The organism is Streptomyces sp. NBC_00483, assembly GCF_036013745.1.
In the GTDB taxonomy this organism is placed as follows: domain Bacteria; phylum Actinomycetota; class Actinomycetes; order Streptomycetales; family Streptomycetaceae; genus Streptomyces.
The window spans coordinates 484,855-498,491 of sequence record NZ_CP107880.1; the positions used below are offsets into that span (position 1 = coordinate 484,855).

Annotated in this window: 14 protein-coding genes; 5 read left to right on the plus strand and 9 right to left on the minus strand. The window is 69.8% G+C overall.

Translation table 11 applies throughout. From position 1 onward, the window contains the following. Nucleotides 1-83 precede the first annotated feature (83 nt). The 3 genes from OHA73_RS02335 to OHA73_RS02345 are packed head-to-tail and all read right to left on the minus strand — an operon-like array spanning nucleotide 84 to nucleotide 2,418. The gene (locus OHA73_RS02335) at nucleotides 84-1,043 is read right to left on the minus strand and encodes an ABC transporter substrate-binding protein (protein ID WP_327653989.1); all 960 of its coding nucleotides are present in this window, start codon (nucleotides 1,041-1,043) and stop codon (nucleotides 84-86) included. Then, nucleotides 1,043-1,717, minus strand: coding sequence for an ABC transporter permease (locus OHA73_RS02340; RefSeq protein WP_327653990.1), 675 nt, complete (start codon nucleotides 1,715-1,717; stop codon nucleotides 1,043-1,045). The genes OHA73_RS02335 and OHA73_RS02340 overlap by 1 nt, the downstream gene beginning before the upstream one ends. Beyond that, nucleotides 1,714-2,418 carry an ABC transporter permease gene (locus OHA73_RS02345; protein ID WP_267072363.1) on the minus strand — a complete coding sequence of 235 codons (705 nt, stop codon included), beginning with the start codon at nucleotides 2,416-2,418 and terminating at the stop codon, nucleotides 1,714-1,716. The genes OHA73_RS02340 and OHA73_RS02345 overlap by 4 nt, the downstream gene beginning before the upstream one ends. A gap of 119 nt (nucleotides 2,419-2,537) precedes the next feature. On the opposite strand from OHA73_RS02345, the gene OHA73_RS02350 reads away from it, so the two are divergent. Then, nucleotides 2,538-3,503 carry a pirin family protein gene (locus OHA73_RS02350; protein ID WP_327653991.1) on the plus strand — a complete coding sequence of 322 codons (966 nt, stop codon included), beginning with the start codon at nucleotides 2,538-2,540 and terminating at the stop codon, nucleotides 3,501-3,503. Nucleotides 3,504-3,594: 91 nt separating this feature from the next. Here the strand turns inward: OHA73_RS02350 and OHA73_RS02355 are convergent, their stop codons facing one another. From OHA73_RS02355 to OHA73_RS02365, 3 genes are all read right to left on the minus strand, one after another. After that, nucleotides 3,595-3,978 carry a VOC family protein gene (locus OHA73_RS02355; protein WP_267072361.1) on the minus strand — a complete coding sequence of 128 codons (384 nt, stop codon included), beginning with the start codon at nucleotides 3,976-3,978 and terminating at the stop codon, nucleotides 3,595-3,597. An 889-nt stretch (nucleotides 3,979-4,867) separates the two neighbouring features. Beyond that, nucleotides 4,868-5,503: an HAD family hydrolase gene (locus OHA73_RS02360; protein WP_267072360.1), complete on the minus strand. Its 636-nt coding sequence runs from the start codon at nucleotides 5,501-5,503 to the stop codon at nucleotides 4,868-4,870. A 128-nt stretch (nucleotides 5,504-5,631) separates the two neighbouring features. Continuing rightward, on the minus strand, nucleotides 5,632-6,333 hold the full coding sequence (locus tag OHA73_RS02365) for a TetR/AcrR family transcriptional regulator (RefSeq protein ID WP_267072359.1): 702 nt from the start codon (nucleotides 6,331-6,333) through the stop codon (nucleotides 5,632-5,634). 107 nt (nucleotides 6,334-6,440) lie between these two features. On the opposite strand from OHA73_RS02365, the gene OHA73_RS02370 reads away from it, so the two are divergent. After that, the gene (locus OHA73_RS02370) at nucleotides 6,441-7,856 is read left to right on the plus strand and encodes an MFS transporter (protein WP_267072358.1); all 1,416 of its coding nucleotides are present in this window, start codon (nucleotides 6,441-6,443) and stop codon (nucleotides 7,854-7,856) included. 30 nt (nucleotides 7,857-7,886) lie between these two features. Here the strand turns inward: OHA73_RS02370 and OHA73_RS02375 are convergent, their stop codons facing one another. Further along, nucleotides 7,887-8,801, minus strand: coding sequence for an iron-siderophore ABC transporter substrate-binding protein (locus OHA73_RS02375; RefSeq protein WP_327653992.1), 915 nt, complete (start codon nucleotides 8,799-8,801; stop codon nucleotides 7,887-7,889). 247 nt (nucleotides 8,802-9,048) lie between these two features. On the opposite strand from OHA73_RS02375, the gene OHA73_RS02380 reads away from it, so the two are divergent. From OHA73_RS02380 to OHA73_RS02390, 3 genes are all read left to right on the plus strand, one after another. Further along, nucleotides 9,049-10,098 carry a FecCD family ABC transporter permease gene (locus OHA73_RS02380; protein ID WP_267072356.1) on the plus strand — a complete coding sequence of 350 codons (1,050 nt, stop codon included), beginning with the start codon at nucleotides 9,049-9,051 and terminating at the stop codon, nucleotides 10,096-10,098. A 14-nt stretch (nucleotides 10,099-10,112) separates the two neighbouring features. Then, nucleotides 10,113-11,156: a FecCD family ABC transporter permease gene (locus tag OHA73_RS02385; RefSeq protein WP_267072355.1), complete on the plus strand. Its 1,044-nt coding sequence runs from the start codon at nucleotides 10,113-10,115 to the stop codon at nucleotides 11,154-11,156. Nucleotides 11,157-11,241: 85 nt separating this feature from the next. Further along, entirely contained in the window at nucleotides 11,242-11,376 is a 135-nt protein-coding gene (locus OHA73_RS02390) for a hypothetical protein (RefSeq protein WP_267072354.1), read from the plus strand. A gap of 30 nt (nucleotides 11,377-11,406) precedes the next feature. Here OHA73_RS02390 and OHA73_RS02395 read toward each other — a convergent pair whose 3' ends face one another. Both OHA73_RS02395 and OHA73_RS02400 read right to left on the minus strand, forming a co-directional pair. Then, a complete protein-coding gene (locus tag OHA73_RS02395) occupies nucleotides 11,407-12,582 on the minus strand; it encodes an NAD-dependent formate dehydrogenase (RefSeq protein WP_267072353.1) in 1,176 nt (391 codons plus the stop codon). Between the two features lie 111 nt (nucleotides 12,583-12,693). After that, nucleotides 12,694-13,614, minus strand: a complete 921-nt coding sequence (locus tag OHA73_RS02400) for a LysR family transcriptional regulator (RefSeq protein ID WP_267072352.1) — start codon at nucleotides 13,612-13,614, stop codon at nucleotides 12,694-12,696. Between the last annotated feature and the right edge of the window lie 23 nt (nucleotides 13,615-13,637).

The window sequence follows — 13,637 nt, forward strand, 5'->3', positions numbered from 1 at the left end:
TCCTGTACGTGTCCCGGTTGCGGTCGGTCGGTCAGTCAGTCAGTCAACTCCCCGACTGCCCGCCGGACCGCGGCACACACCTCTCAACCGCCCTGCCGCAGCAGTCCCTTGTCCTCCAGGTAGGTCCGCGCGACGTCCTCGGGCAGTCGGCGCCAGCTGTCGACCTGCTGGTTCATGGAGGCGAGGTCGTCGGTGGTGAGGACGGAGTTGAGCTTGCCGAGCGCCTCCGCGACCTTCCTATTGCCGGCCCGCGAGCGATTGACGACGGGCACGAGGTAGTCGGCGTTCTGCAGCTTCTTGTCGTCGTCGAGCAGCACGAGTCCAAAGTCGCCGAGAGTGGCGTCGGTGGTCGTCGTGAGCACCATCTGGTCCTGCCCGTTCTGCACGGCGTTCTTGGCCTGCGTGGTGCCGACGCCCTTGGGGTCGATCCCGGTGACGTCGATGCCGTAGACCTTCTCCAGTCCCGGCTGGCAGTACGGCCGTTGCACGCACTCGTCCCCGGCGGCGACCCGCACCTTGAGGGCGGAGGCCCCGAGGTCGCTGAGCGTCTTGAGGTCGTGCTTCTTCGCGTAGGCCTCGGTCACCGCGAACGCGTTCTGGTCGACGGCCTTCCCCGCGTCCAGCACATCGAGCCCGCGCGGCGCGGCGAGGGACCGCAGGGACTTCATGGTGGCGTCGAGATCCGGCGAGCCGACGGGTTTCGCGTCGGGCCCATGGGCCTTGGCGTTGAGCCAGTCGGCGAAGGTGGCGGCGTACTCGGGCACGACATCGATCTGCCCGGACTCCAGGGCGGGCTCGTACAGCTCGCGGTTACCCACGGACAGCAGCTCGGTCTCGTACCCCGCCTGCTTGAGCAGCAGCGCATACATATTGGCGAGCAGATCGCTCTCGGTGAATCCGGCGGATCCGATGACGAGGTGCTTGCTGTCACCGGGCGGCGCGGTCACCTCACCGCGATCCTCCAGCGAGGGCCCCGTGGCACACCCCCCGACGAACAACACAATCCCGAACAGGAGAGCCACTCGACGCAACAACACGCTCATCAGGCCCTCCTCCCCCGCAGCCACCCGGGCCCGAACCGCTCGACGAGCTCGAACAACGCCTCGACCACGAGCGCGAAGACGGCCACGAGCACGGCTCCCGCCACCACCTGCGGCGTACTGGCGAGGTTGAACCCGGCGGTGATGATCCGCCCGAGCCCGCCGCCACCGGCGATGGCGGCGATGGTGGCGGTGGCGACCAGCTGCACAGCCGCAATGCGCACACCATTCATAATCATCGGCAGCGCGAGCGGCACCTCGACCCGGAACAGCATCTGCCGCCCCGTCATCCCCATGCCCCGCGCGGCCCTCACGACCTCCCGGTCGACGCCGCGCATCCCGACGTACGCGTTGGTGAGCAGCGGCGGCACCGCGAACAGCACGAGGGCGACGACGGTGGGCCCCTCGCTGTACTGCCCGAGCGGTGTGAGCAGCAACAGCACGAGCACGGCGAAGGTGGGCACGGCGCGCCCCACGTTGGCGATGTTGACGGCGAGCGCCCCACCCTTCCCGAGATGCCCGAGCACCAGCGCGACCGGCAGAGCAATAAGACAACTGATGACGAGACAGACGACGGTCAAGGTCACGTGCTGGGCGAGCCGGTGCCAGACGCCGTTGTCGCCGGCCCAATGGGCGGAGTCGGCGAGCCAGTTCCAGGAGTCGGAGAGGAGATTCACGCGCGACTCGCTCTCGTCCAGGGGGTGAGCAGCCGCCCGATGGCAAGCAGCACCACATCGGCGACGAGCGCGATGACGACGCACAGCACGGAGGCGGTGAGCACCTGGGCCTTGAAGTACGTGTTCATGCCGCTGTAGATCAGATTCCCAAGCCCTCCGTAGCCGACGATGGCGCCGACGGTCACGAGCGAGACGGCGGACACGGTGGCGATACGCAGCCCGGCGAGCGCCGCGGGCAGTGCGAGCGGCAGCTCGACGGTCAGCAGCAGCCGGATCGGCCCGTACCCCATGCCGCGCGCGGCCTGCCGGGTGTCCTCGGGCACGGACCTCAGCCCGGCGAGAATGTTCCGTACGAGGAGGGTGAGCGAGTAGAGCACGAGCCCGGCGATCACCAGCGTGGCGGACAGCCCGTACACGGGCAGCAGCAACGAGAACATCGCGAGCGACGGGATCGTGTAGAGCACGGTCGTCAGGGCGAGCACGGGCCCGGCGGCCCACCCCCACCGCCGCGCCAGGAGCGCCAACGGCACGGCGATCACCACGGCGATGGCGACAGCCACGACGGTGATCTCCAGATGCTGCACGGTGGCATCCACCAGCATGTGCCGACGCGTGCTCAGATACTCGCCGCAGATCCAGTCGTTGCGGGCGAGACAGTCGTCGGGCGGCGAAGTGCCGGACCCACCGTTCACAAGGCGCACCCGACCATTCCAGTGCCTTGCCCGCGGCTCGGCGCGCCGGGTGACCCGTACGGGCGGCGCTCCGCTTTCCCCGGGCCGCACACCTGACGCGGCGCGGCCCCGGGGCTAGGGTCTGCGTCATGAGCAATCTTGACCGCGAGCCAGTGCCCTCGGTGTGCGGCGGACGCGGCTTCGTCGTCGCGGAACCGGTACGCGAACTCCTCAGCCCGCGCCGCGTCCGGCTCGGCGGGTCCACGGAGGTGCGCAGGCTGCTGCCGAACCTGGGCCGCCGCATGGTCGGGGCGTGGGCCTTCGTCGACCACTACGGACCGGACGACATCGCGGACGAGCCCGGCATGCAGGTGCCGCCGCACCCGCACATGGGTCTGCAGACGGTGAGCTGGCTGCACGACGGCGAGGTCCTCCACCGGGACTCGACCGGCAGCCTCCAGACGATCCGCCCCCGCGAACTGGGCCTCATGACCTCGGGCCGAGCGATCTCCCACTCCGAGGAGAGCCCGCACGCCCACGCCCGCTTCCTGCACGGGGCCCAACTCTGGGTGGCGCTCCCCGACTCCCACCGCCACGTGGACCCGCACTTCGAGCACCACGGGACGCTGCCGACGGTGACGGCGCCCGGCCTGACGGCCACGGTCATCCTCGGTTCACTGGACGGCGCGGCATCCCCCGGCACGACATACACCCCCATCGTGGGCGCGGACCTCTCCCTCACCCACGGCACGGAAACGCGCCTCCCCTTGAACCCCGACTTCGAGTACGCGGTCCTGTCGATGTCCGGCGAGGCCCACGTCGACGACGTCCCCCTGCTCCCCGGCTCGATGCTCTACCTCGGCTGCGGCCGCACCGAACTCCCGCTCCGCGCAGCCTCGGACGCGGGCCTGATGCTGCTCGGCGGGGAGCCGTTCGAGGAGGAGCTGGTGATGTGGTGGAACTTCATCGGCCGCAACCAGGACGAGATCACGCAGGCGCGGGAGGACTGGATGACAGGGTCCCGGTTCGGTGAGGTGAAGGGGTACGACGGGGAGCGACTGGATGCGCCCGAGCTGCCACCTGCGCCGCTCAAGCCGCGGGGGCGGGTGCGCTGAGCTGCGCTTTTATTGCGTGATCCGCGCATGCCCGGTGGGCTCCGGGGTGGCCCACCAGCTGACGCTCCACAGCCAACGCCATGGTGGAACCTCAGCTCGTCCTCTCGACCTTGGTGCTGTGCGGCGGATTGAATACGCAGAATTCGTTGCCCTCCGGGTCGGCGACGACGATCCAGCGAAAGCCGTGCTCCTCGAGCTCTTCAGAGAGCCTCGCAGCACCGAGCCGTTCGAGGCGATTGACCTCGGAAGCCAGATCCGCTGTGCCAAAGTCGAGGTCAAGGTGCATGCGGTTCTTGCCCTGCTTTGACTCTGGGACACGCTGCAGGAGAAGGGTTGGTGCAGGAGCGGGCCCGACCAGGCTCAGGTAGGGAGGCCCGTGGAAGCCGCGCCGGTAGTCCAGCGGCGCGAGTGCGGCGAGCCAGAAGTCCGCTTGAGCTTCGGTGTCGACACAGTCCAGCGTCACAACAATCTGCATGGCGGAACCGTAGGAGGCCTGGTCCGCCCTGACGATCCATTTTTCGGCAGCACCACACCACCCGAGCGCTGAGTGCCCACGCGCAGAAGGGCCCAGGCGGTTACACGGCGGGCGCTGGTCCAGCCTCGGGAGCGGGCTCAAGGGCGCGTCGAAACAGGGTTCCCACGGCCCAAAGGCCTGCGGTCCAGCAGGCGTTGAGCATAGATGCCTGTCGGTGCCCGAGGCTCTCCGTGATGGCCCCGCCGACCGCATTGCCCAACGCGCCACCCACCAGAGATACGCCGACCATCATCGTGTACGACCTGGTCAGCGCGGCCCGGGAAGCCAGCCTGTCCAGCAGCGCAGAGGAAGCGATGGCGACCATGCCGGCCGAGAGCCCGGTCCCTCCCGCGATCAACAGCAAGACGGCCAGACCGGCGTTTTTACGGACGACGTCATGCCGACGGGGAGCGCACCGAGCACCATGGCAAGAAGCGGGACACGAAGGCCAGGAGTTCTCAGGACGTCGAGGTAGCCCTGCATGGGGACATGCCCTTCCAGCATGCCCACCCACCCGGGAGCCGGACTCCCAACGACCCACCATCGCTTCACGACGGAACGGCTGACACCCCGGGACTCTACGGTCGTTGCCGGAGCGAGCTCAATGGTGCGCGAGGACCGACAGAGCACGGTGCCTCACCGCCCCTGACGGAGTGGGGACGACGATCCCGCAGCCGGCGAGCCCTTGCCGTTCGCGGTCCTCGACCCACCGCTCCTTTAGGACGAGAGCACCCTTCAGGCCGACGCCCGTGAGCTGCGGGCGCTCCTCGGCGAGTGCTGACTACCAGTTCATGCGGCTGGGCATGCCGCACTTCTCGGCGGCATCCGTCGTGGGGCTGTCGCCCCAAGCTCAGGGCAGTGTCAGAACACCGTGTGAGATCAAGAGGTTTCGCACCTCCGACAAGGACGTGGCACACATGTGCGCCTGCCAGAGCGACTCCTCCTGGTGGGTCGTCGTCAAGCCGATCACAGTGCAGCCGGCAGCCACCGCCGCGCGTATGCCCGCGGGTGCGTCCTCCACGACCAGACATGACGAGGGGGAGACGCCAAGTCGGTATGCAGCCAAGGCGAAGCAGTCCGGCGCGGGCTTGGCGTTTTCAACATCGCTGCCGTAGACCCGAATGGCGGGTAGAGGAAGCCCCGCTGCCGCAAAACGGGATTCGACGAAGGCTCGGTCGCCGGACGTCACGATCGCCCATGGGCTGTGGGACAGATCCTGTAGCAGATCAAGAGCGCCATCGACCGGCAAGACGCTGTCTCGTTCCTGGGTCAACAGGTCGTCGAGCACCTGCCGTTCGACGACTGGGGCGAGATGGGCGCCAGCGTCCTTGACCGTGTCCTCGGGGCGCCGCCCGAAGGTGAGCTGCCACACCTTCTCAGGATCCAGGCCTCGCAGCAGCGACCAAGAGTTCCAGACTCTCCGGTGAGCGGCTGCTGAGTCCAGCAGGACTCCGTCCACGTCGAAGAGCACGGCAGAGATGGTCATCCCGGCATGCTCCCAGGTGCGAGAGCGCCAAGACCGAGTGTTGCAATCACCGGGCGACGTGGCGTTCGTGACGCCCCGTCAAGTCGAACTGTGTCGGGCGCCGGCAGCCGGAGCGCATCGGACGCAGGTCACTCGGGCTTGCCGGCGATGACGAGTTCGTTGCGGATTTGGGTGATGACGGCCGAGACGAGCTGGTGGAACTGCTCGTCCGCGGTGGGGAGTCGCAGTGTCGCCGCCTGGCGGAGGGTCGGGATGTCGAGGTCGGCGTGGTCCTCGAGCCAGGTGTCGGGGACGAGTGTGGTGCGGTCGGCTCCGGACCGGTCGGCGGGTTGCTCGACCAGGAGGGCGAAGGAGAGGACGAGCAGGGAGAGGTGGCGGTGGGCCGCGAGCGCCGCCGGGAGGTCGAGGCCGATGTCCTGCAGGAGTCGTAGGAAGCGGTCCAGGTTGAGCAGGCGGTTGGGGTGCACCGAGGTCGGGGGCGTGTCCTCGTCGAGGGAGACGAGCAGGGCGCGTGGCCAGCGGCGGTACAGCTCGCGCAGTGAGCCGGCGTAGTCGGCGACGGACGTTTCCCAGGCCTCGGGGTGGAGCGGCGGCGGGTTCCAGGAGCTCAGCACGAGGTCGACGACGAGGTTGACGACCTCCTGGCGATCCTCGACGTAGTTGTACAACGCCCGCACGGTGACGCCCAGTTCGGCGGCCAGGGCGCGCATCGTGACGGACGGGAACCCCTGCGCGCCGGCCATCTCCAGAGCCTTGGCGGCGATGAGCTCGCGGGTGAGGACCGGGCGGCCCTTGCGCGTGGTGGGGCGGCGGCGGGAGGTGGCGGGCATGGTGCCAGCCTACGACCCCGGCTTGAACTTCACACACGTTGACTTTTAGCGGCGGACCCCTTCAGGCTGGCCTGGTCACACCCGCCCACGCCCGGAGGTCGAATCCCATGCCGGCTCAGAAATCCCGCCGCTTACCGCCGTTGAGCGGGGTGCTGGTGCTCGTGATGGCTTCCACGGGGCTGGTGGTCGTCGACCTCACGATCGTGGCCATCGGACTTCCGCTGATCAGCGCGGAACTCGCGGACGGGGCCTCTGCCGAGTCCGTGGTGGTGACGTACATGGTCGCCATGGGCGCCCTCACCCAGGTCGTCGGAAGCCTGTCGGACCGGTGGGGCCGACGACCCCTGTTCCTCGCCGGAATCGCCGTGTTCACGGTGGCCTCGCTGGCCGCGACCGCGGCGCCCGATCTGCTGTGGCTCAACGTCGCCCGCGTGGTCCAGGGCGCGGGGGCGGCGGCCATCATGGTGAACGGCATCCCTCTGCTCTCCGACCGCTACTCCGGCGAAGAGCGCAACCTCGCCATCGGCGCCTGGGGCTCGTTCGCGACCGCGGCCGGACTGCTCGCCCCGACCCTCGGCGGGGTACTGGCCGACACCTTCGGATGGCGGGCGGTATTCGCGATCAATCTGCCTCTCGGGGCGGCCGCCTGGGTACTGGCTGCCCGCGTGCTGCCACGCTCACCGGCCGCGCCGGAGGCGGGGCGGTCGGACTGGCTCGGCAGCCTGCTGCTCATGGTCGGCCTCGGCACGGCGACCCTCCTGATGCTCCGCACCGGCGACGCGCCGTGGTCAGGCCGGGACACCATGACGCTACTCATCGCCTGCCTGGCGCTGGCCGCCTTCCTCGCCGTCCAACTCCGCGTGCCCGCGCCGACGCTGCACCTGCGGATGTTCGGCCGGCCCGCGTTCTCCGGCGCGATGCTTGCCATCTTCCTCTCGCGCGTCCTGACCATCGGCGGCTCGGTCTACCTGGTGCTGTACTTCTCCGACGGCCTCGACTTGAGCCCGACAGCGGCGGGCCTGCTGATGACCCCGATCTTCCTCGCCCAGATCGCCATGGGCATGGTCGCCTCCAAGCTGCTCAGTCACTGGGCTCCCGGCCTGGTGATCGGCTCCGGTTACGCACTCAAAGGCGCCGGCCTCGCCGCACTGGCGTTGCTGATCACACCTCATACCCCGTGGTGGGCGCTGCTCTTGCCGCTGCTCGCCTGGGGAGCCGGCGGCGGGGTCGCCGGCGCACCCGTCATGGCCGTCGCGGTGCGGGTCACGGCTCCTGAACGCGTGGGCATGGTCGCCGGGACCGTCTCCACCCTCGCCTCTCTCGGTGCCGGCGTCGGCACCGCGGCGCTCGGCGCGATCTTCACCCTCCATGGCGGCCACGACAGCCAGGCCGTCACCGACGGGGCCCAGGCCGTACTGGGCGCGTCCGCCGCCCTGGCGGTCGTCGCCGTGCTCACCACCGTCACGCTCATCGACCCGCGCCGCGTCCCACGCCCCGATCGCAGCCAGGCACCCGCAACATGAGGCGGGGCCGAGGCCGCAGGACGGAGAAGGTCAGGACTTGGCGGTGAGGTGCTCGGCCAGCTGGGCCAGCACCTCTCGGGCCGCCTCAGGGCCGGTGTTGAGGTAGAAGACGTCATCGTCGACGGCGATCGCCTGCTTGGCGCTGACGGCGCCGAGAGTCGGCCACAGAGCGGCCTTGGTCAGGGCGTTCGCCTTCGATGTGCCGCCTTGGACGCCGTAGAAGATCCAGTCGGCGTCGGCGCGGTCCAGCTTCTCGCTGCTGATGTCCTGGGAGGTTTCCTGGAAGGTCTGGCTGTCGGGGCGGGCGAGGCCCGCGTCCTCGGCGATGCTGCCGGTGAACGACGGGATTCCGAAGACCCGCAGCCGGTTTCCGTTCATACGCAGGAAGGAGACACTGGCCGGCTTCTTCAACTGGTGCCCCAGGGCGGCCGCGTCGGCGTGGAACTTCTTGAGGTGGGCCTGGGCCTGTTCGGTCTTGCCGACGGCGTCGGCCAGGAGGAGGAAGTCCTGCTTCCAGTACAGGCCCGTTCCTTGGGTGGCGACGGTCGGTGCGAGCTTGCTCAGGGACTTGTAGAGCCCCTTGGCGTCCTTGCCGGCGGTGTTCATGAGGATCAGGTCGGGCTTGATGTTGCCGATGGCTTCGAGGTTGGGCTCGATCCGTGACCCGACGTCGGCCACCTTGTCGAGCTGCTTGGCCTTCTTGGGGAAGGCCGACTTGAGGTAGGCGGGTACGAGGTCGGCGCCCTCCCCCCCGGGTGGAGCCGGTGGGGACGATGCCGAGGGTGACCAGTGCGTCGGCCTGCCCCGTGGAGATGACCACGATCTTCCTGGGTGCCGTCTTGAGCGTGGTCTTTCCTGCGAAGTGGGCAACGGTGCGGGGGAAGGCGCCGTCCTTCGCGCCGCTGCCCATGCCGCTGGGCATCGTTCGAGGTGCAGTGTGCACACCCGATGCCGGCGCCTTGGCCGACGTACCGGAGCCCGCGGAGTCCGTGGTGCCGCCGGAGCAGCCGGTCAGTGCGACGAGTCCCGCGAGCACGAGACCTGCTGTCAGGCGGAGGGGGAGGTGGTTGAATCTTGCCATACCGGATAGCTTAGGCTTACCTAACCGAACGGGGCGCCAGTGGGTCCCTCCGGACACACACCCCACCGCTCCCGCCCCTTCGGATCCATGGAGACCTCGACAGTCATGACGATGTCCCCACCTGCGCCCGCCCGGCCGTCCACGCCCGCACCGCCGCGCGCTCGGCGTGCCTCGCGGCGGGCGTGGGGCTGGTTCGCCTGCCTGGCGGTCGCGGCTCTGCTCTTCCTGGTCAGCCTGGGGGCGGGATCACGCGGCATCCCGCTGGACGGGGTCTGGCGCGCGCTCGTCCACCGGGACGGCACGGCCGAGAGCGTCATCGTGTGGCAACTGCGGATGCCTCGCTCCCTGTTGGCCTGTGTCGTGGGCAGCGCGCTGGGGGTCGCCGGGGTGGTCATGCAGGCAGTCACCCGTAACCCGCTCGCCGAACCCGGACTCGTCGGGGTCAACGCGGGGGCGTCGTTCGCCGTCGTGGTGGCGATCTCGGCGTTCGGGATCACTCGGGCCTCCGGCTACGTGTGGTTCGCGTTCGTGGGCGCGCTGGCCGCCGCGTCGGCCGTCTACGGGCTGACCGCGCGCAACTCCCGTACGGGACAGCACATTCGGCTGGTGCTGGCCGGCGCCGCCATGTCGGCCACACTGGGCGCCTGCACCGGCGTTCTGACCATGTTCAACAGCCAGGCCTTCGACTCGTACCGGTTCTGGGTCGTGGGCTCGCTCGAAGACCGCGGGACGGCCGCGCTGGTCGCCTCCGCTCCCTTCGTCGCCCTCGGGATCGCCATCGCGCTGCCCCTGGGCCCCTCGCTCAACGCACTGGCGCTGGGCGAGGAGACGTCCACCGCTCTGGGGCTTCGCACCAGGACTGTGCGCATCGCGGGGTTCACGGCAGTCATGCTGCTGTGCGGCGCTGCCACCGCGGCGGCGGGGCCGATCGCCTTCGTCGGTCTGGTCGTTCCGCACGCACTGCGCATGTTGCTCGGACCGGATGTCCGCTGGCTCCTGGTCTACGCGATTCCGGTCGGTGCCGCATTGGTGCTTGTCAGCGACGTCGTCGGCCGACTGATCGCTCCGCCCGGGGAGATCGAGGCAGGCATCGTGACCGCGTTCATCGGCGCTCCCGTCCTGATGTGGCTGGTCAACCGCCGCAAGGGAGTTCGTCTGTGAGCACATTGAGCACCGTGAGCACTGCGAGCCGACAGCGCAGCCGTCACCTGGTCCTATCCCTCCCCCGTGGCGGGTCGCTGCGCGGGACGCGGCGCCCCCTCTGGGCGGGGGCCATCACCGCTCTGAGCTGCCTCGTCCTGCTCGCGCTCGGCGTGTTCACCGGCACGTACCACATCGGCACAGCCGAGGTGTTCGACGTACTGGGCGGTGGTGGCAGCGCGATGGACCGGTTCATCGTCGTGGGGCAGCGGATGCCTCGTGTCTGCGCGGCACTGCTGGTCGGGGCCGGGTTGGGACTGGCCGGGTCGCTGTTCCAGAGCCTGTCCCGCAATCCGCTGGGCAGCCCGGACATCATCGGGTTCACCACCGGCTCGACCACGGGCGCCCTGGCCGCGCTGCTGATCGGCGGCGGAACGTCCCTCGGCGCGGGCGGCGGCGCCCTGTTGGGCGGTCTGGCCACGGCGCTGTTGGTTCACGTGCTGTCCGCGATGCGCGGTGCCGTCGGCGGCCGGCTCATCGTGACGGGTATCGCCGTGGGAGCCATGCTCGCCTCGGTGAACGATTTCCTGATCACCCGCGCCGACATCGAGTCGGCCGAGAGTGCCAAGGCATGGACGTTCGGCAGCCTGAACGCGATCACCTGGCCGCACGTCGTCCCCGCCGCGGCCGCCTTCCCCTTGCTGCTGGCAGCGACCGTGGTACTGGCCCGTCCGCTGCAGATGATGTCCATGGGCGATGACACCGCGGCGGCACTGGGGGTACGTGTGGATCGGATCCGCGCGCTCACCCTGCTGGTCGGTGTGGCCTGGACCGCTGTGGCCATCGCGGTGGCGGGCCCCATCGGCTTCCTCGCCCTCGCCGCCCCGCAGTTGGCGCGCCGCCTGGCCCGGTCCGGCGGTGTGCCGGTGTTCACAGCGGCCCTGATGGGTGCGCTCCTGTTGGCCTGCGCCGATTTCGCGGGCCAGCGCCTGCTCGCTCCGTTTCAGATTCCGGTGGGTCTGGTTACTGGGGCGCTCGGGGGCCTGTACTTGATGTGGCTCCTGTATCGCAAGGTGTAGCGGCGACGGCCGACGGGCGTGAGGCGCGCTGGAACGATCCGGGCCTGACCGGCCTGCCGCGGGACATTGCGCCGGCGGACCTGCATTGCGCCAGCGGTCCGGCGACCGGCTCGACTTCTGGGAGTCACGCGGCTACCACCCCATCGGCGAGGCCCGGTCCGGGCTTCGCTACGCCCACGAAGAGACGCCCGCGCCGCGCGGGGACGCGGCCCGGGCTTGACGCCGGAGCAGGTGGCGGTGCCGGTGCGCCCTACTGGTCGGACTTCTTGGTGTTGACGGCGTAGGAGTGGGCGCCGGCTCCGGCCAGGTTCCCACCGGAGACGATCAGGTACTCGTCACGGACGGGCGTGCCGTCGAGCCAGGCCTCCAGGATCTCGCGGCTGCCGGCGGCGTAGCGGGCCTGGGCGGAGAGGGTGGAGCCGGAGATGTGCGGGGTCATGCCGTGGTGGGGCATGGTGCGCCAGGGGTGATCGGCGGGCGCCGGCTGCGGGAACCACACGTCGCCCGCGTACCCGGCCAACTGGCCGCTCTCCAGGGCGTTCTGGACGGCGGCCTGGTCGGCGATCCTCGCGCGCGCGGTGTTGATGAGGTAGGCGCCGCGCTTCATGGTGGCGAGCAGCTTCGCGTCGAAGAGGTGCTCCGTCTCGGGGTGGAGCGGTGCGTTGATGGTCACGACGTCGCAGTGCGGGACCATGTCGGCGGCCGACTCGTGGAAGGTCAGGCCGAGTTCGTCCTCGACGCCCTTGGGCAGGCGGTGACGGTCGGTGTAGTGCAGCTTCACGTCGAAGGGGGCGAGGCGGCGCAGCACCGCGGTGCCGATGCGGCCCGCGGCGACGGTTCCGACGTGCATGCCTTCCAGGTCGTAGGAGCGGGCGACGCAGTCGGCGATATTCCAGCCGCCGTCCAGGACCACTTGGTGCGAGGGGAGGTAGTTGCGCACGAGGGAGAGCGTCATCATCACCACGTGTTCGGCGACGCTGATGCTGTTGGAGTACGTCACCTCGGCGACGGTCACGCCGTGCGCGATGGCCGCATCGAGGTCGACGTGGTCGGAGCCGATGCCGGCGGTGACGGCGAGCTTGAGGTTCTTGGCTGCCGCGATGCGCTCGGCACTCAAGTAGGCCGGCCAGAAGGGCTGGGAGATGACCACGTCCGCGTCGGGCAGTTCCCGGTCGAAGACCGAGTCGGCGCCGTCCTTGTCGGAGGTGACCACCAGGATGTGGCCGCGGCTCTCCAGGAAGCTGCGCAGGCCCAGTTCGCCCGACACGCTGCCCAGCAGGTGGCCGGGGGTGAAGTCGGCGCCCTGGGGCGTGGGCGCCGACTGGCCGCCGGGGTAGGAGTCGATGCGGGGCAGGTCATCCCGTGCGTAACACGTCGGGTGTCCGTCGGTGGGGTCGTCGTACAGGACGCAGAGCACCTTGGCCATGATCACGGCTCCTCGCGGGGAGGGTGGACGTGCGGGGTCGTTCCTCACAGTCCGCGTCCGGCGCCTGTGCGGTCAAAGTGAACTCTTCTATCTCCGGTGAGCCGTTGGCTATCAGTCCAGGTGGGTGTGGAGCAGGGCATCCAGCGCGTCGCGCACGCCGGCCTCCCGGGCGACCGCGAACAGGGCGCGGACCATGGGCGGTTGGGGGTTCTGCGCGACGACGGCGAGGCCGACGCGCGGGCCGCGGGCCGGTCCTGCCAGGCGCACCACGCGCATGCCGGGCGGGGTGCCGAACATGTGCAGCCAGGAGTGCGAAATGACGCTGGACCACCGGCCGGTGGCGAGGTGCGCGTACAGCCCGGCGACCGTGTCCGATTCCACGGCGGGGGCGGCGTGCGCGCCGTCGGCGGCGAAGTTCTCGTCCAGGATGCGGCGGTTGCGCATGCGGGGCGCGAGCAGACACAGGGGCAGGGTGGCCGCCTGCGACCAGCGCACCTCGGCGCGTGCGCCGTAGGGGCCGGCGGACGGGGTGAGCAGTACGTACCGCTCCTCGTACAGCGGCAGTCGGTGCATGTCGCGCAGCGCGTCGTCGTCCAGGTAGGTGAGTGCGGCGTCGATCTCGAAGTCGGTGAGGCGGCGGCTGATGTCGCGCGAGGACAGGGACTCCAGGCTCACCTTCGCGTCCGGGTGCCGTTCGCAGAACGGCGCGCTGAGCAGCGAGGTGACCGTGAGGGCGGTCGGGATGGCCCCCAGCCGCAGCGTTCCGGTCAACTCGCCGCGCAGGGCCGCAAGTTCCTGTACCAGCGCCTCACGTTCGGCGAGCACGCGGTGCGCCCAGACGAGGACGTGTTCGCCTTCCGGTGTGAGGCCCTGGTAGCGGTTTCCGCGCCGGATGACGGGCACCCCGAGTTCGGCCTCCAGTTTCCGGATGCCGGCGGAGAGCGAGGGCTGCGAGACGAAGCAGGCGGCGGCCGCCCGCGCGAAGTGCCGCTCCCGGGCCAGCGCGACCAGGTATTCCAGTTGTCGCAGCACGGTTCCCCCTACGCCCGGACGTC